The sequence below is a fragment of the Bradyrhizobium sp. 45 genome, from assembly GCF_023073155.1.
Taxonomy (GTDB): domain Bacteria; phylum Pseudomonadota; class Alphaproteobacteria; order Rhizobiales; family Xanthobacteraceae; genus Bradyrhizobium; species Bradyrhizobium canariense_D.
Map to the genome: position 1 here is coordinate 35,670 of NZ_JADPIX010000049.1, position 18,099 is coordinate 53,768.

Below are 18,099 nucleotides of genomic sequence, written 5' to 3' on the forward strand. Positions count from 1 at the left end.
CGTAGATGTCGCGCCTGACCGCGGCCCCGAGCGCCATCAGATCTAGCACGTGGCCCGGCTTCGAAGCATCGTCTGACAATATCCGCCCTCCATCCGGGCGTCGTGCCAGATGGCCATGTTAAGGTGCCGACCATGACGACGTGCTGGATCGCCGGCAGTGCTAGGTAGAAGGCGCGCTTGACGTCGCAGTCCCGTCGCTGCGAAGTCGGGGACATGACCTCGATCGCCACGAGCGGTTCGGTTATATCCTTCGCGCAGACGCTGGCGGCCTGGCCCATGATCGCTATATTCGCGATCCTGCCGCGCTTAGACCATTTCATGTTGGACGTCAATACGACGCAAAAGTCGCCGCACGACCGCCTGGAGACCTACGAGAAGTGGTCGGCGGGTGCGACACTCGGAATCCTGATCGGAATCATCATCGAGATAATCGTTTTATCCTATTACGATTATCATCCCGATCGGAAATTCTGGAGCTCCATCGCGGCAAATGTACTCATCGGGCTAGGTCTTCTAATCGAGTTCTTCTGCATTCGCTGGACCATCATCGCTTCCAGGGAAGCAGAGGACGAGAACCGCGGGAAGCTCGCCGCCGCACTGGATCGGGCCTCCGCGGCGGAGCAGGAGCTCCTCGAGTTCAGAAAGACCAGACGGCACGTCATCGGACCGAACAAGGCGCAGCTTGCTGACCGGCTGAGACCGTTTGCGGGGACCGAATTCGATACGGCAATGAGCCATTTCGAACGGGAGATTGGGGATATCCTGTGGGACATCGAAGAGGCGCTACACGTTGCCGGCTGGCGACAGATCGACTGTTCGCCCCTGCCCGGCGCGTCGGCCATACAGCGTACGAGCCGTCCGCTCCCGGGATCGGCGCTGGCTCAGAATGTCGAGATCGAGCTGCACCCTGGACATCAAGCCGCCCTAAAGCCGGTGGCCGAAGCATTGATCGAAGGTTTGAAATCGGTCGGAATTGATGCCGGCGAGGTGCCATACACGTCCGCGACCGGCAATCACCACGCCATGCTCGTGGGTCCCAAGAGGTAGTGCGGCTTCGTCCGGAACTCTTACGGCTCCGCGACGATGTCGATCGCATACGAGGTCGGCACCCGCCTTGTGCCGCTCTACGCGACCACGTCCCAAGCGGCAATCCAGATCGGAAAGTCAGTTTGCGGCGCAGTATTGGTCGAACCGTAAAGCCGTCGATCGCGGTCCGGGCGATCCTCGCCGGACCGAGGTGCGCGAATCCGCGCTCCTCTCATCGCATCGACCGCCTTGACCACGTCCAGGTCTCTGCAATCGGCCAACAACCGCTGCGACACATGGACGATTCCGTCCGGATTGATGCCGATCAGATTCGCGTCATAGGCAGCATGGTGAATTTTGCTCAACGGAAGACCGTTCGGAATCCAGGGCTGTCCCCAATTCTCGTCGGCGTCCGGCATAATGTGGGACGCATCGAGAAGCTCGCGCACGGACAGCCCGGTGATCACGCATCGCGCGTCGTAGGCATCGAGCACCGCCTCCCTGAACTCGGCCTGATGAACCCGTTGCTTCACCTCGACAAGCCTGTAGCGGCGCTCAATCGGAGTCGCCGGTGGAGCAACGACCTTGGTCGTCGAAGCCGACGGAGCGAAAGTCAGATCGGCTTCGAGCCTCTTCGGATACCAATTCACCACGAAGGCTGGGTAGAGAGGCACGTAGACGGCCGGTGACACGGCGACGAAGTAGATGATCGGATACTGCTTCTCCACCGCATCCCTGAGCATCAGATTGTCAGAGGAGCCAGGATCATCGCCCCTAAAGCTGTAGCGGACGGTCGTATCGCCCGTGTACAAAGCATCACGACCGTCGTGCTGGTCTCGATACCAGATCCTTCGGCCTTTTCGGGGGATGACAGTTCTCACGGACAGAATGCCGGCCATCTCCTTCGGTTTGAAGATGCCTTTCGCACGGCTCGCAAACCGAAGGCGATGGTCAAACCCGGGCGCCGGAAATCCGGGCTCTATCGCGCTCCATGGAAGCACCGTCCCCCCGGTCAACAGCCGATTGAGCGCAGCGAAGGCCGACATCCTGATAAGTTCGTCGTCCACGCCTCACAAGCCCGCCGCAATCGTCCGATCGGGGCAGCGTACCAGGCCGGATGCCGACTTCAAGGTTGGAAAGTCCGTCAACGTTCGTGAAGCGTCGCGCGTCATTGTGGGCTTCGCGCTCGGACGCTCGTTGAATGCATCAGCCATACCGACCCAAGCGTCGATGCGTTCGACGAACCACGGGATTCCGGCGTGGGCGCCGCTAAGGCGTCGGTACGCGGCGGCCGTTGGAGACCGCATTGCCGAAGTCCTGGGCCGCATGCGAACTTATTGCCAAGTTCGGGCTTCCCGCGGCAAAGGTGGGTCCGAAAGTGAGAAGGAGGTCATGCGTCCGAACCCGGCCTGCCCCGACCAGCGGCAATCCACCGTTACCCGTGGTGACGCGCACTAGCTTCCAGGCCGGCGTGACGCTCCCGCTCGAAGTGACGATGAACTTCACGTGTAGGGATAGAAAGTCCTGCTTGAAGAACGGGTCGCCCTTCTTCCCCTCGGATGAGGGTAGGAAATATCGGCTCCTCAGCGAGTCTTGCAACCACTGCGTTATTCCCAACTCGCTCAGCAGCAGAGAGCTGCCTGTGGGATGAGTACTCGCGCACGGGCTGCTCCCGGCCCCTTTTAGCTTGTCTAGATTCCAATAGCTGCCGAACTTGCTTTCCTTGGTAGCTTGCGACGACAACACGGCGCCGGCGCCGATCGAAAACGTCGGCGAATCGATGTAGGTTGCCCCCGGATTCAACGAACCGGACTCGTCCACTTGAAGATCGAGTGTGGTCTGGACTGCCCACCCCGTCGGCAGGACGCCGGCTTCGCGGCTGGTGATGACCGCTTCGACGATGTCGCAATAGATCTTGGTCTTGATGGCGTACTCGAATTGTCCGCCGGCGGAGAAAACCGCGTCGGGAGGCGCCGTCTCGAAATATTCCTGAAGAGGCGGAACGTACGTACCGCAGCCGACAAGCGCCGAAACCGTCGCGAGCGGAGCAAGTATGCGAGGGATCAGTTGAAGATGTCGAAGTACTCGGGGCATGAGAAATTGCAAACCTTTTTACCGTCTCTGATCGTCGCACTCGCTCTGCAGTGGGACGCTGGGCATTTGACTGGCTGAGCGGGATTCCCCATGGGATCAACTAGCACGTCGCAGCGGGCGATTTTCGCGGTCGGACACGCGCTGATCGATTCGGAGGTCCAGACAGCGGGGGCCGTCGAGAGATGAAGCCTCAACGCATCAGCCGCTACGCGGTCCGCATAATCGAAGAAAACCGTCTCCAGGAAGTTGGCAACGTCGCGTGGCAATTCCGGAAACGAATACAGATGCGGCTCATAGCCGGTCGCACGCGGACCGACCGTCTTCGCTACCCGTGCTTCAGGGTGTATTCGACGAGCTTGCCCGTTCCGTCGGGAAAAACGCCGGAATGAACTGGTGGTCAATCGGAACGGTCATCTCGCGGATCAGATACCACTTGCAGGCGATTTGAGAACACTGGATCCCGGCCTACGCTTCCAAGCGTCGCGCCGACCAAGGTGCGTCGCCCTTGATCGCCGTCGTTATGCTGACGATGTCGGCTGGAATGATCGCAGTTGTCCATCGCCCCGCCACGTCGGCAAAACGAGCGTAGAGCGACGAAACCGCGAAACCAATCACGGAGGCTAGGAGGCAGGCCGATGTCACTATAGACGCGTTTTTGTCGACCGGATCGGGCGGCTCCAATTTCGTCTGGACCAGCTACGCTACCGCTCACTGAACGTTTCCGCGGTCGATCGCGATTGCGTCAAGATCCACGACCTAAAGCCCGCTTTTTGCGGAGATTTGTACGGACGTTGTATAGGAAATCGCGTAAAGACAAGAAAGTCGTGCACAAAAATGCAAGAAGGCCTTGTCTCGCAGGGATAACTTGATTTGGAGCGGGCGAAGGGAATCGAACCCTCGTATGCAGCTTGGGAAGCTGCCGTTCTACCATTGAACTACGCCCGCGGATGCGCAGCTTGCGCCCGCTCTGATTAGCCGAGACGGCGCATCTCGCCAAGCGCTTTGGCGCAGCCCGCCCGCCCCTTCTTAAGTTTCCGGTACGATTTTGGGTGCGGCGGATTGTGGCGGTGTTATGGTCGCGGTCTGGGGAGAGCGTACGTTGCGTGGGGGCGTGTGTATGGTGGGGCATGGCTACGCGATATTCGACACGACCATAGGGCGCTGCGGCATCATCTGGAGCAGCACCGGGGTCGTCGCCGTGCAGTTGCCGGAGGCGCGGGAGATCGACACCCGCCGCCGGATTTTCCAGATCCATCCCGAGGCACGCGAGCAGCGGCCTTCCGCGAACGCCGAGTTCGCGATCGAGGGCATCGTGAGCTTGCTGCAGGGCAGCGATGCTGATTTTTCCGAGGTCAGCCTGGACGCGAGCGGGGTGCCCGGCTTCAACCGGCGGGTCTACGAGGCGGCCTGCGCCATCCCGCGCGGGGAGACGCGCACCTATCACGAGATCGCCAAGGCGCTGGGCGCCTCCGGCGCCGCGCATTCGGTGGCACAGGCGATCGCGAAAAATCCCTACATGCTGATCGTGCCCTGCCACCGGGTGCTGGAGGCCGGCAATTACACCGACCGGCTCTCGCCCTATGGCGGCGTAATCTCCAAGCGGCGGCTGCTGTCGCTGGAGGGCACCCATCCGATCGCCAGCAAGACGCTGTTCGACGTCCTGCTGCCCGTTGCCCCACCGAGACCCTCCACCTAGATAGGGAGGATGGATGCAACAACGCTGCTGACCACCCCCTCGATGACCGTCTCCGAGTTTCGCTGCGACGCGGGACCGGACGACAGCCCGTTTGCGGAGTGCCGCACCGGCCATTCCATCGCCTATGTCCGCGCCGGCAGCTTTGGCTGTCATTGCCGCGCCGGCTTCTTCGAGCTGGTGGCGGGCTCGATGCTGGTCGGCGCGCCAGGCGAGGAATACACCTGCACACATGAGCACGTCGCCGGCGACGTCTGCCTGTCCTTTTTCCTCAGCGAGGATCTGGTCGACGCGCTCGGCGGCCGGAGCGACGTCTGGCAGGTCGGCGCGACGCCACCGTTGCCCGAGCTGATGGTGCTGGGCGAGCTCGCCCAGACGGCGGCAGATGGCAACAGCGACCTCGGTCTCGACGAGGTCGGGCAGATCCTCACCGGTCGTTTCGTCGATGTCGTGTCGGGCAAGGCGCGCAAGCCGACGACACCGACGGCGCGTGATCGCCGCCGCGCCGTGGAAGCCGCGCTCTGGATCGACGCCAACTCGCATGCCGAGGTCGACCTCGAACAGGCGGCACGGCAGGCAGGCCTCAGCCCCTTCCACTTCCTGCGGCTGTTCTCCGCCGTGCTCGGCGTCACTCCGCATCAATATCTGGTGCGCTCGCGGCTGCGGCATGCGGCGCGGCTGCTGACTGACGACGACATCGCAGTCACCGACATCGCCTACGACGTCGGCTTCGGCGATCTCTCCAACTTCGTCCGCACCTTCCACCGCGCCGCTGGTGTATCGCCGACCAAGTTCCGCCAGGCTTCGAAGGGAGAGCGCAAGATTCTCCAAGAGCAGCTTGCCCTCAACTGACTAGGTTCGTCTCCGGCGCGCGCCGATTGTGGCGCGCTTTGGCAATGGAGACGACCATGTACGACCATATCGGATTGCGCGTTGCCGACCTCGACGCCGCCACGCGCTTCTACACCGCGGTGCTGGCGCCGCTCGGTTATGTCGTGTGCTCGAGTGGCGATGGTTATGCCGGCTTCGGGCCGAAGGGCGAGCCGGCGCTGTGGCTGCACCTGAACAAGGGGCGCAAAGCCGATGGCGTGCACATCGCGTTTCGCGCGGGGGATCATGACGCGGTCAAGGCATTCCACAGCGAGGGCTTGAAGAGCGGTGGCCGCGACAATGGCGGCGCCGGCCCGCGCAAGGATTACAGCCCGACTTACTACGCGTCGTTTTTGATCGATCCCGATGGCAACAATGTTGAGGCGGTCTGTGTGTGAACGCGGCAGCCCTCACCACACACACACGCTGTCATCCCCCGGCTTGACCGGGGTATCCAGTACGCCGCAGCTCCTCGATTCAATCACAGCGGCCTCTGGAATACTGGATCGCCCGATGGAGTCGGGCGATGACAGCTGGGATGACGGCGCTATCGCTCGCTTCTCTACATCAAGGAACTCAACCAGGATTGCATCATGGCCTCCATCCACAACGACATTCCCCTCAACGCCCCAGCGCGCGACGTCTGGGATGCCGTGCGCGATTTCGGCGCGCTGCATCGGCGGTTGGCGCCGGGCTTCGTCACGGCCTGCACGCTCGACGGCGACACGCGCATCGTCACCTTCGCCAACGGATCGGTGGCGCGCGAGGTGCTGGTCGATTGCGACGATGCGCGGCAGCGGCTGGTCTACGCGATCAACAACGAGCGGCTGAAGCATTACAGCGCCTCGGTGCAGGTGATCGCCGAGGGCGAGGCGAGATGCCGCCTGGTCTGGATCATCGACATGCTGCCGAACGAGCTCGCGCCCTATGTGCAGGGACAGACCAAGGACGCCGTCGCCGCCATACACCGCGCGTTTCCGGCCGCAGCTGCGTGATCTTTCTCACAGAGCCCAGCCCTCGTCCGCAATAACGATGGCGCCGTGCGTCCGGTTGGCTCCGCTCTCCCGGCGGCGCCACGCACGCGAGGAGCAGGCCATGAGAGGTGCGGACAAGGTGATCTGCCAGGCGGCCGCCGTGCTGCTGATGTTTTCGATTTCGAGCGCGCCGGCAAAGGCGCAGTTCTTCGGCGGCGGCGGTGCCGGCGGCGAGGACATAATGACCCAGATGGCGCCGATGCTCGAGATGATGAAGGCCAAGATGGGCAAGCGCCGCTTCGGCATGATGATGCAGACCATGGGCCCGATGATGAGCCGCATGATGGAGAATGGCGGTGGTGGTCTTGGCATGATGGGCGGCGGTGGCATTGGCGGCCTCGGCGCCGGCAACCTCGGCGGCGGTTTCGGCGCGCCCAATTACGGCGGCTACGCGCCGATGGGTGGAGGCGGCACCATGCCGGCCGGAATGGGCGGCATCGGCGGCGGCGATATCATGGGCATGCTCGGCGGCGCCGGTGGCGGCGACATGATGGCGATGATTCCGCAACTGATGCGGCTCGCCAATGTCGGCGGTGGTGGCGGCCATCGCCGCCACAGGCACCGCTAGTCCGCGGCGGCCGACAGAGCCGGCCTGATCGCAGGTTTGGTTTGGCGCGGTCCCCAGCGTGTCAGCACCACGCTGGAGCACGAGAGCAGGCCGAGCACGACCATCGAGCTCGCCGCCAGCCAGAAGAAGCTTTGCGCGGTGGCATCATGCGTCGACAGCCACCAGCCGACAGCCGAGATGTAGATCAGCCGCGCGGTCTGCGCCAGCACCGGGCCGATCACCTTCGCAGCGCCCTGCGACGAGAAATACATCGTCGAGGCGAGGCCGATGAAGGCGTAGAACGGCGCCACTGTCGACAAATATTGGTGGCTGGTGGCGCGCACGGTCGCGCTGTCCGTGAAGATGTTCACCCAGAGATCGGGGAAGGCCGCGACCAGGCACGCCGGTGCACCGACGGCGACGAAGGCGCTCGCCGCTGCGATCCAGGCGATGCGCCGGGCGCGGGCGATGCGGCCGGCGCCGACCGCCATGCCGATCATCGGCACCGAGGCGATGCCGAACGAGAACGCGATCGAGGTCAGCAGGAATTCCAGCCGCGCACCGATGCCGTAGCCGGCCAGGATCGCGGTGCCGAATTTCGCAAGCATGTGAGTGAAGATCGAGATCGTCAGCACCGATTGCAGCGGCGAGAAGCAGGCGATGGCGCCCACTTTGAGGATGTCGAGGAACATCGCCCATTGGATGCGAAGTCCGCGCAGCTTCGGCGTCACGCGGGCGCGGCCGGAGAACAGGTACCAGCCCATCACGCCGATATTCATGCAATAGGCAATCAGCGCGCCGGCGGCGACCCCGCGCATGCCGAATTGCGGCACCGGACCGAGGCCGAGGCCAAGCGTGCCACCGAGCACGATCTGCCAGGCCGCGGAATTGAGGATCAACAGCGACGGCAGCTTCATGTTGCCGGTGCCGCGCAGGACGCCGGCCATGGTGTTGAGCAGCCAGGGCAGCACGGCGCCGCCGAAAAACACCTGGGTGTAGGCGATCGCATGCGTCAGCACGTCGCCGCGGCCGCCGAGCATCTCAAGCACCTTGGGCCCGAAGATCAGCATGCCCAGCATGAAGACGAGGCCGAAGCTGATGCCGATCAGCAGCGCGTGCGCGGCGAGCGTCCCGGCACGCTCGCGATCGCCCGCGCCGAGCGCGCGCGCGATGGCGGAGGCCACCGCGCCGCCCATCGCACCGCCTGACATGGTCATGGTCAGGATCACTGTCGGAAACACCAGCGCCATCGCGGCCAGCGCTTCCACGCCGAGCCGTCCGATATAGGAGGTCTCCGCAATTACGGTGCAGGTGCCGGCTGAGAGCGCGACCACGTTGGGCCAGGCCAGCCCGAGCAGCGTGCGCAGGATCGGCCCGTCCATCAGCGCGCTCCTCACGGGGCGCGGAGGCGGCGGCAGCGGACGCTCTTGTTCATCGACCGGGATTTCGGCGATGTCTGACATGTCCTCTCCGGGCAAAGCGCCATTTCCGGCGCAGCAATGCTTGGGTGTGCCAATGAATTGGTTCGCGCAGGGCGCAACAAGAGGCTTGTTAGCACGACGCGCAGCGATTCCTCCTGCGCTAGGTGCAGGCGTGCCCTGCGGCAGCGCGGTGACGCCGTCGTCTACCCAATCGTCCAGAGCAATGGCGGACGACCGCTCGGTGTCGGGGACAGGTGCACGCCGATGTGCCGGCCGCACCCGGCCGCAAGCCCCTCGAACAACCCCGCCAGCACCTTGGCGCAAGCGGAGTGGTTATCGGCGCCGTCTTCCATCAACCTCCAGCTCTGCTGACGGATTTCGAACGTGCCCTCGGATTGCGTCGTCTCAGCCGCATCGTCCTGCGCGACAAACAGCGCGTTGAGGAACGTCGCGAATTCGCTCGCACCGCCGCGGCCCATCGACAGCGCCGCAGCGACCTCATCGAAATATTGCATCCCGATCAGCTTGCCCGTGAGGTGCAGGAGATAGCCCGCATCCTCCGGACCGAACAGCTGCACCATCACGGGCGCGGCGGTGCGCACATATTCCATCGCATAGTTGCGATAGGCTTTTTCCAGTCTCGGCCTTGGCCAGCTTGCGACCGGCAACGCCGGAGCCGCGGCTGCATCGAACAGCGGGGCTTCGAGGTGCCGCGCGAACACGAGGCGCTGGTCGAGCTCGAGGGGCTGGTCATATTGATAATAGTAGCCTTCGAGCCCGTCCTGGCCGTCGACGCTCTGCTTGGTGCAGACGAACCCCAATCTGGTATCGCCGAGCGCCACGCCGTTGTTGGCGTGCCAGCCGCGCAGCATCGCGCGCGAGACTTCGCCCGGCACGCCGCAGATGGCAGTGCCTTTCCAGATCCAGCGCGGCGGCGGATAGCGGATCCAGGCTTTGCGGTCGCTCTCATACATGTATTCGACGTGCACGCCGCCGATCCAGTTCGAGAGATAGTGATATTGCGCGGCTGCCACGGCGGGCGGCAGATGGCTCAGCCCGAGCTTCTCCAGCCCCGGCAGGAAGCGCTCCTGCTGCTGGCGGCGGAACACGCGAAAGACGAACTCCGCAGCATCTGCCGTGCCGCGACGCGTGACCACGGTGAGGATCAGACCGGTGAAGTAGGCGTGATAGAGATCGGCAACCGCGCGCCAGCGTTTCCATTGAGCTTCCTGCGCGGGGTCTGGTGCGGTCATGTTCGCTCCCGATCGTTGTTCTGATCGAGTGTGTCACTGCATCCGGTGACGGACAAGCTGAGCCGCACGCAGGGAGCCCTGCACGCCGGCGCGCCAATTCCGCATCACGAATTTTGCGCAGGCTTAGTTTGCGAGGCTTTGGCGGCACGCTCGCGCTCGACGCGCTCGGTGACGTCGCGTGCCATCGCCACCGATCCCTGCACCACTCCAGCGGCGTCCCGCACCAGCGCAAAGGTCATCTCGATGTAGAGCTTGCGTCCGTCCTTGTGCAGCGCGCGGGTCAGTGTCGGCTTGCCCGCAAGCTTCATCGCGCCGCTGGCAAGCGCGGCCTCAAAACCTTTCCAGTGCGCGGCGCGCAGATGTTCGGGAATGATCAGGTCGAGATTCTGGCCCAGCGCTTCGTCCGCCGAGAAGCCGAACAGTGCGGACGATGCGCGGTTCCAGCGCATGATCGTGCCGGAGCGATCCGAATAGATCAGCGCGTCGGCGACGTCGTCGAGGATTCTTGCGTCGAGTTCGGATTGATCTGTCATTTCGCCACCTCGGACGTAGCCCGGATTCACTTCCCATCTTGACACAGATTCGGTGTCATCGCCCGACTTGATCGGGCGATCCAGTATTCCAGAGGCGGATGTGATCGAACCAATAGGCTACGGCGTACTGGATGCCCCGGTCAAGCCGAGGCATGACAGCGGAAGGTGAGGCTATCCCTACACCCGGAAATGCTTGCTCAGCTTCAGGCCCTGCGCCTGGTAGTTCGAGCCGATGCGCTGGCCGTACATCGCGTCGGGGCGGGCCAGCATCTTCTCGTAGACGAGGCGGCCGACGATCTGGCCGTGCTCGAGGATGAACGGCACCTCGCGCGAGCGCACTTCGAGCACGGCGCGCGAGCCTAGCCCGCCGGCGCCGGCATAGCCGAAGCCGGGATCGAAGAATCCGGCATAATGCACGCGGAACTCGCCGACCAGCGGATCGAACGGCACCATCTCCGCGGCGTAATCGGGCGGCACCTGCACCGCCTCTTTCGACGCGAGGATATAGAACTCGCCGGGATCGAGGATCAGGCTGCCGTCGGGACGGGCCGAGATCGGCTCCCAGAAGTCCTCGACGGAATAGCCGGCGCGGCGATCGACGTCGATGACGCCGGTGTGGCGCTTGGCGCGGTAGCCGACGAAGCCGCCGCTCTTCTCGCCGGAGAGATCAACAGAGACGGCGACGCCGCCGGTGAGGTCGGCATCGTCGATATCGACGAGACGCTCGGTCGCGTGCAGCGCCTCGAGGTCGTCGATGTTGAGGATGGCATCGCCGGTGCGGAAGCGCACCTGGCTCAGGCGCGAGCCCTCGCTGACCAGCACCGGAAACGTCTTCGGGCTGATCTCGGCATAGAGCGGGCCGTGATAGCCGGCACCGATCATGTCGAAGCGGCGGGTGCCGTCGGCGATCACGCGGGTGAAGACGTCGAGCCGGCCGGTCGAGCTCTTCGGGTTGGCGGCCGCGACGATTTCCGGCGGCAGCGCGAGGCTTTCAAGCAGCGGCACGATGTAGACGCAGTTGGTCTCCAGCACCGCGCCGTCGGCGAGGCTGAACTCGTGCAGCTTCAACTCGTCGATGCGCTCGGCGACCGTGGCGCCGGGACCGGGCAGGAAGCTGGCGCGAACGCGATAGGCGATATCGCCAAGACGCAAATCGAGGCTCGCCGGCTGGATCTGGCTTTCGACGAAGTCGTAAGCGGGCAGGATGAGACCGCCCTCCGCCATCGCCGCGATCATGCGGTCGGGCAGGATACCATTGGCGTCGGCGGCGACCGTGAACGTCAACCCGGGGTCCTCATCAGGGATCAAACACATCCCGACATGCGGGAAATATGAGCGTTTTACGGCTATCCGATGGACGTCTTGACGGAAAGGGCATTGCGGAATATGAGCATGACTTATCCCGTGGTGATTTGAGCCGGCCGGCTTGCAGCCACGTTAAATAAGTCGCTAAACAGGCCGGGGACCTCTGTGATCCCGGCCCGTGGAGATATTCCAGGCCGGTTTTTTTGTGACCATTCTCGATGGTCACTTCAGGAGGTCCTATGTCGAAGTCCCCGGCGCCAACCGCCCACTACCGTCCCGAAACTCGCCTGGTTCATTCCGGCACCTTACGCTCGCAATATGGCGAGACGTCGGAGTCGCTGTTCCTGACCCAGGGCTACGTCTACAACAGCGCTGAGGAGTGCGAGGCGCGGTTCAAGGGCGAGGACCCCGGCTTCATCTATTCACGCTACTCCAATCCGACCATCTCGATGTTCGAGCGCCGCATGATCGAGCTCGAAGGCGCCGAAGCGGCACGTTCGGCCGCGACCGGCATGGCCGCGGTGACGACCGCGATCCTGGCGCCGCTCAAGGCCGGCGATCACGTCGTGGCCTCGCGCGCGCTGTTCGGCTCGTGTCTCTACGTCGTGCAGGATTTACTGCCGCGCTACGGCATCGAGACCACGCTGGTCGACGGCCTCGATCTCGACCAGTGGCAGCGCGCCATGAAGCCGAACACCAAGACGTTCTTCCTGGAGAGCCCGACCAATCCGACGCTCGACGTGCTCGACATTCCCGGCATTGCCGAGATCGCGCATAGTGGCGGCGCGCGGCTCGTCGTCGACAACGTGTTCGCCACCCCGATCTGGCAGAGCCCGCTCGCGCTCGGCGCCGACGTCGTGGTCTATTCCGCGACCAAGCACATCGACGGCCAGGGCCGCTGTCTCGGCGGCATCATCCTGTCCTCGGAAGCGTTCATCGCCGAGCACATCCACAATTTCATGCGCCAGACCGGCCCGTCGATCTCGCCGTTCAACGCCTGGGTCCTGCTCAAGGGGCTGGAGACGCTCGCCGTGCGCGTGCGCGCGCAGACCGAGACGGCGGCGCGCATCGCGGACGTGCTGGCGAGCCATCCGAAGATTTCGCGGCTGGTGTTTCCCGGCCGCGCCGATCATCCGCAGGCTGCATTGGTGAAGAAGCAGATGCGCGGCGGCTCGACGCTGGTCGGCCTCGAGGTCAAGGGCGGCAAGCAGGCGGCGTTCCGCGTGCTCAACGAGCTCAAGCTCGCCAAGATCTCGAACAATCTCGGCGACGCCAAGAGCCTCGTCACCCATCCCGCGACCACGACGCATCAGCGTTTGAAGCCGGAGGACCGCGCCGCGCTCGGCATCAGCGAAGGATTCATCCGCTTCTCGGCAGGCCTCGAGCACGCGGACGATCTGATCGAGGATCTGACCGCGGCGCTGGAGAAGGCGTGAGTTATTGTCGTCCCGGCCTAGTGCGCAATTGCGCATGGGGGCCGGGACGACAAGTCACATTGGCCGGTACGTCCGCACGTCCGCGGGCACGTTCACGCCGAGCTTGATCTGGCCGACGGAGCGAATGATGTCGTCGCCGAGGAGCTGGGCGAAGCAGGCATAGCCCCAATCGTTCATGTGCAGTCCGTCGGCGATCACGAAACTCTCGACCGGAAGCGATTGCTTCTCGTGCCAGTCGCGCATCACCTCGAAGCGCGGGAAGATGCCGACGTGACGGAGCTCGGCGACCTTGCCGAGCAGCTTCACCATCTTGCCGGCGCTCTCGGCGCGCTGGTTGACGGCGGGCGAATATTGCGGATCGACCAGCACGATGTCGGTGCCGCCGGTGGCCTGGATGCGAGCGATGCCGTCCTCGACCAGTTTGGCGGTCTCGCCAGGATCGAGATTGCGCAGCACGGCATTGGTGCCGACCTGCCAGATCACCAGATCCGGATGCACGTCGATCACCTCTTTCTGGAGACGCTTCATCATCTCGGGCGCATCCTCGCCGCCGACGCCGGCATTGACGACGGTGATGTCGGCGGTCGGATAGTGCCGGTGCAGCTGCGCGGCAAGGCGATTGGGATAGTTGAACTCCGGCGAGCTCGCGCCGAATCCCGCGGTCGACGACGAGCCGAACGCGACGATGACGACGGGCTGGCCGGCGACGAGCTTGCCCGCGACATGCGGCAGCGAGCCCATCGCCTTCGAGCCGCCCTTCGGCGACAGGCAGGGCACGCGGCTAAAGATGTCGCCGGCGGATTTCGCGACCTGCTTCACCTTGTCGATGGCGCGCGCCGTGATGCCGCGCTGGTCGGGGGACGTCGCTGCGACGGTGGTCTGGGACGGTGAAGCGGGAGCCGGATCAGCCGACTGCTGCGGGGCCGGTGTTGCCTGCGCGGCCTGCGTCTGCGCGTGGGACTGCGAGGCCGGACTCAGCAACAGCAGCACCGCTGCTGCGGGCACAGCCAGCCATGCCGTCAGGCAAAAAGGGCGGAGAGAACTCATTAACGCTAGACCTCAATTTTGCTGCTGGGCCGGCTCCAGATGGGCAGCGTCGATCAGGAACTGTGCCAACGCCCGGCCAAGGCAATCATGGACCTGCTTCGCCAACTCGGGCCCGCGCGACGGGCTGAATAGGTCGAACTGGCCCTGATCATTCCACTGCCGCATGATCGCGAACCGATCGAACAGCGGAATATCGTGCTCCTGCGCCACCACCCGCATATTGTCGAGGTATGGCGGCACCGAGATCATGGTTTCGGTACGCGGACTGTACTGCAAATTCATCAAGACGACGTCAGCCCCTGCCTTTTGCAACGCAACAACCCCTTCGGTCACCGCGCCACGAAAATCATCGGGATCGATGGCTCGGATAGCATCGACAGTCCCGGTCTGCCAGATGACCAAAGTAGGCGTTTTTGCTTCCATCAGCTTAACGAAGCTGGCAGCCGCCTCCTCGGCCGTTTTCTTGCTCTGTATTTCTACGGAGACGTGCACAGTCTCGGACGGCGGCAGCTTGTCCTTCAGGATGGCCTGCATCCGCGCCGGATAAGAGGCGTCCTCGGAAGCCGGAATCGTGGTCGAGCGACTGCCGATGACCAGGATTTCGAGCGGCTTGCCGGCCTTCACGGCATCGGCGACCTTGGGAAGCTGGCTTTCGCTGGTGAGCAGATAGGACGGCACTTCACAGGCTGCGGGCGCGGCTGAAGCAGCCGGCGCAGCATCGTCCGCGCGCGCCGGAGGCGCGGCGAGACCACCGCACAGCAGGATCAGGCTCAGGAAAACCTTCGCCTTCATCAGCCCCCTCCCGCCATATCGGCGCTGCCGACGGCGCTTTTGGTTTTCGAACCGCTCTTGTCAGCCACCCGCTTGTACCACGAAATCAGCCAGGCCATGGCCCACATGATCAGGATTCCGGAGAGACTTATTAGCGCATGCATGACCGGGCCGCCCGAGACTTCGGCCAGGATGAAATGGCCGGCAAAGGCGAGGAAGACGCCGAGACAGAATATCTCCAGGGAATGCGAGCCGCACAGGATCAGCGGCCGCAGCCAGGGCGATTTCAGGCCCGGCCAGTCCCGGGGCAGGACGCGCACGGTGAGCGCGGCCAGCGCCAGGAAATGCGTGAAGCGCAGCACGTCAAGGTCGGCCTTGTCGATCGGATACATCCACTGCTCGAGCCGCTTCGGCATGAAGTGGGAGAGCTGCGGCACATACCAGGTCAGCGTCACGTAGAATGCCGCAACCAGATAGGCGATCGCGATCCACATCGTCACCCGCGAAGCCAGAATGTGCGACATGCGTCGCGCACCCCCGAGCGCGCACCATGCCCCGAACACGAACAGCAATTGCCAGGCGAAGGGATTGAAGGCCCAGAAGCCGTTCGGATAGGCCGACAGATAGAGGTCGTATTCCCAGGTCACCGCGTAGAGCGCGACCGAGAGGCCGAGCGTCACGTCGGGGCGCCACTTCATCAGCCACAGGATCAAGGGCAGCGCCAGCATCAGCACGATGTAGAGCGGCAGCACGTCCATGTTGACCGGACGGAAGCGCAGCAGCAGCGCCTGCACGATCGTGACGTCGGGCTGCTTGAGGAAATCCATGATGCCCATCTCTTCGGTGTAGAGCGGGTTCTCGAACCTGGTCGCGACGTAGGAGATTTCGGCAAGGAAGATCGTGAACAGGAAGACGTGGGCGACATAGATCTGCCAGACGCGCCGCAGGATGCGCGCGGTGGCGACGACGATGCCGGACTCCAGCATCGCCCGACCGTAGACGAAGGCGGCGGTATAGCCGGAGATGAAGATGAAGATCTCGGTGGCGTCGCTGAAGCCGTAATTGCGGATCGTGAACCAGGTCAGAAGGCTCGGCGGCAAATGGTCGATGAAGATCAGCCACAGCGCAAGGCCGCGGAATAGGTCCAGCCGGAGCTCGCGCTCGCCGATGGCTGGCAGCGAAATGGCCGGCGCGGCCGCGCGCCGCTTCGCTCCCGCGGACTTGACCTCCACAGGTTTAGCGGTTCCCGCGATCGTCGATCCCGTCACTTGGTCGGCAATGGTCATCGGGGGCCTAAAAACCCTTCCGCAAATCGCGACGTGGCAAGGAGTGTACCGGTCCGGCCGTCATCTCGCAAAGCGACCGGATCACAAGCAAGTACATTTGCAAGCCCATTTGGACGTGTACTTCCCTGCGAATTCTGGCGGGACGATGTCGCCAAGGCGTCTCCGGCGTTTGGTTCCCGGGCGGTTTTCGGTATGATGGCAATCATGTACCGCGCCGTGACCCGCCAGATCGAAGTGACCGTCGAGCCGAACTTTGTTCCGGAGCAGTCGTCGGCTGACCGCTCCCGTTATTTCTGGGCCTATACCGTCGTCATCACCAATTCCGGCGACGAGACCGTGCAGCTCAAGACGCGGCACTGGATCATCACCGACGCCACGGGCCGGCAGCAGGAGGTGAAGGGCGAGGGCGTCGTCGGCGAGCAGCCGACGCTCGCGCCCGGCGAACGCTTCGAATACACCTCCGGCGTCCCGCTCACGACCGCCTCGGGCTTCATGACCGGCCGCTACCAGATGGTCAGCGCGACTGGCGAGCGCTTCGAAATTGACGTGCCGACGTTCTCGCTGGACAGCCCGGACAACAAGCGGGTGTTGAACTAGGGCAGGAGATGGTGGGCGCGCTCCGCTTTGGCCGACCCTATCGCACCTGCAGGCTAACGCCTTACGCGTCTTCCACGCCTGCTTCATCCGGCGTGAACTCGTACACCGAGCTGCAGAACTCGCAGGTCACGACGACCTTGTCGTCCTTGACCATCGCGGCACGGTCGTCAGACGAAAAGCTCTTTAGCATCGATGCCACCGCATCGCGCGAGCAGGAGCATTGCGCCTTCAAGGGCAGCGGATTGAACACGCGCACGCCGCGCTCGTGGAACAGGCGGTAGAGCAGCCGCTCCCCGGACAGCTCCGGATCGATCAGCTCAACGTCTTCGACGGTCTCGATCAGCGAGCGTGCCTCGACCCAGGCATCGTCTTCAGCGACGGCGTGCACTTCGACGCCTTCGGGCGCATCGCCGGGATGCAGATCGGCCTGCCGCGCACGCTCGGGCGCCTTCGGCAGGAACTGCATCAGCATGCCGCCAGCACGCCAGCGATGCTTGCCGCCGTCGTTCGAACGCCATTCCTCGCCGACAGCGAGACGCACGCGTGTCGGGATCTGCTCGGAGCGCAGGAAATATTCGTGAGCGGCGTCTTCGAGGCTGCCGCCGTCGAGCGCGACCAGGCCCTGGTAGCGGCTCATGTCGGGGCCTTGGTCGATGGTCATGGCGAGATGGCCGTGGCCCAGCAGCGCGCCGGAATGCGTGCCAGTATCTTTGGCCTCGCCGAGTCGCGCGGCGTCGTAGCGCGCATAGGCGCGCAGGCGATCCGGCGCCTGATAGTCCACGACCAGGAACGACACCGGACCGTCGGTCTGGGCCTGGAGAATGAAGCGGCCCTCGAACTTCAGCGAGGAGCCAAGCAGCGTGGTCAGCACGATGGCCTCGCCGAGCAGCTTGCCGACCGGCGCGGGATAATCGTGCTTGGTCAGGATTTCGTCGAGCGCCGGACCAAGCCGCACCAGCCGACCGCGCACATCGAGCGCGTCGACCTCGTAAGGCAGCACGGCGTCATCGATCGGAACCGCGGATGGCGCGCGAACCGGGCCTTCAGGCCCGGTTTTCATATCAGGGGATTGGGAAACCATGGCGCTTTATCTGGGGTCGGAAGGCGGAATTGGAAGGGGTGAGGGCTGCATCCAGAATGCAGCACGGATCGTACGCAAGCACGGCAAATTCGGTGTCGTCCTGGC

At 63.9% G+C, this 18,099-nt stretch carries 18 protein-coding genes, 1 tRNA gene and 1 riboswitch; of the genes, 8 read left to right on the top strand and 11 right to left on the bottom strand.

Annotated elements, in window-relative coordinates:
• Positions 1-213 precede the first annotated feature (213 nt).
• The gene (locus tag IVB42_RS06675; protein WP_247370416.1) at positions 214-1,047 is read left to right on the top strand and encodes a hypothetical protein; all 834 of its coding nucleotides are present in this window, start codon (positions 214-216) and stop codon (positions 1,045-1,047) included.
• A 77-nt stretch (positions 1,048-1,124) separates the two neighbouring features.
• Here IVB42_RS06675 and IVB42_RS42000 read toward each other — a convergent pair whose 3' ends face one another.
• The 3 genes from IVB42_RS42000 to IVB42_RS06690 all read right to left on the bottom strand — a co-directional run bounded on the left by IVB42_RS42000 (position 1,125) and on the right by IVB42_RS06690 (position 4,065).
• Entirely contained in the window at positions 1,125-2,093 is a 969-nt protein-coding gene (locus IVB42_RS42000) for an HNH endonuclease (RefSeq protein ID WP_247370418.1), read from the bottom strand.
• A 202-nt stretch (positions 2,094-2,295) separates the two neighbouring features.
• On the bottom strand, positions 2,296-3,132 hold the full coding sequence (locus tag IVB42_RS06685) for a hypothetical protein (RefSeq protein WP_247370420.1): 837 nt from the start codon (positions 3,130-3,132) through the stop codon (positions 2,296-2,298).
• Between the two features lie 859 nt (positions 3,133-3,991).
• A tRNA-Gly gene (locus tag IVB42_RS06690) sits at positions 3,992-4,065 on the bottom strand.
• A gap of 172 nt (positions 4,066-4,237) precedes the next feature.
• On the opposite strand from IVB42_RS06690, the gene IVB42_RS06695 reads away from it, so the two are divergent.
• The 5 genes from IVB42_RS06695 to IVB42_RS06715 all read left to right on the top strand — a co-directional run bounded on the left by IVB42_RS06695 (position 4,238) and on the right by IVB42_RS06715 (position 7,285).
• Complete coding sequence (locus tag IVB42_RS06695; protein ID WP_018456084.1) at positions 4,238-4,816, top strand: methylated-DNA--[protein]-cysteine S-methyltransferase; 579 nt, start codon at positions 4,238-4,240, stop codon at positions 4,814-4,816.
• A gap of 9 nt (positions 4,817-4,825) precedes the next feature.
• Complete coding sequence (locus tag IVB42_RS06700; RefSeq protein ID WP_018456083.1) at positions 4,826-5,665, top strand: AraC family transcriptional regulator; 840 nt, start codon at positions 4,826-4,828, stop codon at positions 5,663-5,665.
• 56 nt (positions 5,666-5,721) lie between these two features.
• Entirely contained in the window at positions 5,722-6,081 is a 360-nt protein-coding gene (locus tag IVB42_RS06705) for a VOC family protein (protein WP_026233083.1), read from the top strand.
• A 195-nt stretch (positions 6,082-6,276) separates the two neighbouring features.
• Positions 6,277-6,678, top strand: a complete 402-nt coding sequence (locus IVB42_RS06710) for an SRPBCC family protein (RefSeq protein WP_018456081.1) — start codon at positions 6,277-6,279, stop codon at positions 6,676-6,678.
• A 100-nt stretch (positions 6,679-6,778) separates the two neighbouring features.
• Positions 6,779-7,285, top strand: coding sequence for a hypothetical protein (locus tag IVB42_RS06715; RefSeq protein ID WP_026233082.1), 507 nt, complete (start codon positions 6,779-6,781; stop codon positions 7,283-7,285).
• On the opposite strand, the gene IVB42_RS06720 is transcribed toward IVB42_RS06715, so the two are convergent.
• From IVB42_RS06720 to IVB42_RS06735, 4 genes are all read right to left on the bottom strand, one after another.
• Complete coding sequence (locus tag IVB42_RS06720; protein ID WP_247398944.1) at positions 7,282-8,727, bottom strand: MATE family efflux transporter; 1,446 nt, start codon at positions 8,725-8,727, stop codon at positions 7,282-7,284. The genes IVB42_RS06715 and IVB42_RS06720 overlap by 4 nt on opposite strands.
• 161 nt (positions 8,728-8,888) lie before the next feature.
• Positions 8,889-9,938 carry a hypothetical protein gene (locus IVB42_RS06725; protein ID WP_204513160.1) on the bottom strand — a complete coding sequence of 350 codons (1,050 nt, stop codon included), beginning with the start codon at positions 9,936-9,938 and terminating at the stop codon, positions 8,889-8,891.
• A gap of 104 nt (positions 9,939-10,042) precedes the next feature.
• Positions 10,043-10,471 carry a PAS domain S-box protein gene (locus IVB42_RS06730; RefSeq protein ID WP_018456077.1) on the bottom strand — a complete coding sequence of 143 codons (429 nt, stop codon included), beginning with the start codon at positions 10,469-10,471 and terminating at the stop codon, positions 10,043-10,045.
• Positions 10,472-10,648: 177 nt separating this feature from the next.
• The gene (locus IVB42_RS06735; RefSeq protein WP_247295970.1) at positions 10,649-11,755 is read right to left on the bottom strand and encodes a 2'-deoxycytidine 5'-triphosphate deaminase; all 1,107 of its coding nucleotides are present in this window, start codon (positions 11,753-11,755) and stop codon (positions 10,649-10,651) included.
• Positions 11,756-11,865: 110 nt separating this feature from the next.
• Positions 11,866-11,945: riboswitch (SAM riboswitch) on the top strand.
• Between the two features lie 70 nt (positions 11,946-12,015).
• On the opposite strand from IVB42_RS06735, the gene IVB42_RS06740 reads away from it, so the two are divergent.
• A complete protein-coding gene (locus IVB42_RS06740) occupies positions 12,016-13,212 on the top strand; it encodes an O-succinylhomoserine sulfhydrylase (protein ID WP_007615678.1) in 1,197 nt (398 codons plus the stop codon).
• Between the two features lie 54 nt (positions 13,213-13,266).
• Here the strand turns inward: IVB42_RS06740 and IVB42_RS06745 are convergent, their stop codons facing one another.
• From IVB42_RS06745 to IVB42_RS06755, 3 genes are read right to left on the bottom strand one after another with little or no spacing between them, the layout of a single operon-like run.
• Positions 13,267-14,259 carry an SGNH/GDSL hydrolase family protein gene (locus IVB42_RS06745; protein WP_026233081.1) on the bottom strand — a complete coding sequence of 331 codons (993 nt, stop codon included), beginning with the start codon at positions 14,257-14,259 and terminating at the stop codon, positions 13,267-13,269.
• A 12-nt stretch (positions 14,260-14,271) separates the two neighbouring features.
• Positions 14,272-15,051 carry a lipolytic enzyme gene (locus tag IVB42_RS06750; RefSeq protein WP_018456073.1) on the bottom strand — a complete coding sequence of 260 codons (780 nt, stop codon included), beginning with the start codon at positions 15,049-15,051 and terminating at the stop codon, positions 14,272-14,274.
• Positions 15,051-16,316 carry an OpgC domain-containing protein gene (locus IVB42_RS06755; protein ID WP_085349686.1) on the bottom strand — a complete coding sequence of 422 codons (1,266 nt, stop codon included), beginning with the start codon at positions 16,314-16,316 and terminating at the stop codon, positions 15,051-15,053. Before IVB42_RS06755 ends, IVB42_RS06750 begins: the two co-directional genes overlap by 1 nt.
• 204 nt (positions 16,317-16,520) lie before the next feature.
• On the opposite strand from IVB42_RS06755, the gene apaG reads away from it, so the two are divergent.
• Positions 16,521-16,913, top strand: coding sequence for a Co2+/Mg2+ efflux protein ApaG (gene apaG, locus IVB42_RS06760; RefSeq protein WP_026233080.1), 393 nt, complete (start codon positions 16,521-16,523; stop codon positions 16,911-16,913).
• A 61-nt stretch (positions 16,914-16,974) separates the two neighbouring features.
• Here the strand turns inward: apaG and IVB42_RS06765 are convergent, their stop codons facing one another.
• A complete protein-coding gene (locus IVB42_RS06765; RefSeq protein ID WP_026233079.1) occupies positions 16,975-17,994 on the bottom strand; it encodes an Hsp33 family molecular chaperone in 1,020 nt (339 codons plus the stop codon).
• Positions 17,995-18,099: the final 105 nt, after the last annotated feature.

Coding starts and splice junctions, on each gene's coding strand:
- IVB42_RS06675 (WP_247370416.1), top strand. CDS start 214: ATGACCTCGATCGCCACGAGCGGTTCGGTTATATCCTTCGCGCAGACG.
- IVB42_RS06695 (WP_018456084.1), top strand. CDS start 4,238: ATGGTGGGGCATGGCTACGCGATATTCGACACGACCATAGGGCGCTGC.
- IVB42_RS06700 (WP_018456083.1), top strand. CDS start 4,826: ATGGATGCAACAACGCTGCTGACCACCCCCTCGATGACCGTCTCCGAG.
- IVB42_RS06705 (WP_026233083.1), top strand. CDS start 5,722: ATGTACGACCATATCGGATTGCGCGTTGCCGACCTCGACGCCGCCACG.
- IVB42_RS06710 (WP_018456081.1), top strand. CDS start 6,277: ATGGCCTCCATCCACAACGACATTCCCCTCAACGCCCCAGCGCGCGAC.
- IVB42_RS06715 (WP_026233082.1), top strand. CDS start 6,779: ATGAGAGGTGCGGACAAGGTGATCTGCCAGGCGGCCGCCGTGCTGCTG.
- IVB42_RS06720 (WP_247398944.1), bottom strand. CDS start 8,727: ATGTCAGACATCGCCGAAATCCCGGTCGATGAACAAGAGCGTCCGCTG.
- IVB42_RS06725 (WP_204513160.1), bottom strand. CDS start 9,938: ATGACCGCACCAGACCCCGCGCAGGAAGCTCAATGGAAACGCTGGCGC.
- IVB42_RS06730 (WP_018456077.1), bottom strand. CDS start 10,471: ATGACAGATCAATCCGAACTCGACGCAAGAATCCTCGACGACGTCGCC.
- IVB42_RS06740 (WP_007615678.1), top strand. CDS start 12,016: ATGTCGAAGTCCCCGGCGCCAACCGCCCACTACCGTCCCGAAACTCGC.
- IVB42_RS06745 (WP_026233081.1), bottom strand. CDS start 14,259: ATGAGTTCTCTCCGCCCTTTTTGCCTGACGGCATGGCTGGCTGTGCCC.
- IVB42_RS06750 (WP_018456073.1), bottom strand. CDS start 15,051: ATGAAGGCGAAGGTTTTCCTGAGCCTGATCCTGCTGTGCGGTGGTCTC.
- IVB42_RS06755 (WP_085349686.1), bottom strand. CDS start 16,316: ATGACCATTGCCGACCAAGTGACGGGATCGACGATCGCGGGAACCGCT.
- apaG (WP_026233080.1), top strand. CDS start 16,521: ATGTACCGCGCCGTGACCCGCCAGATCGAAGTGACCGTCGAGCCGAAC.
- IVB42_RS06765 (WP_026233079.1), bottom strand. CDS start 17,994: ATGGTTTCCCAATCCCCTGATATGAAAACCGGGCCTGAAGGCCCGGTT.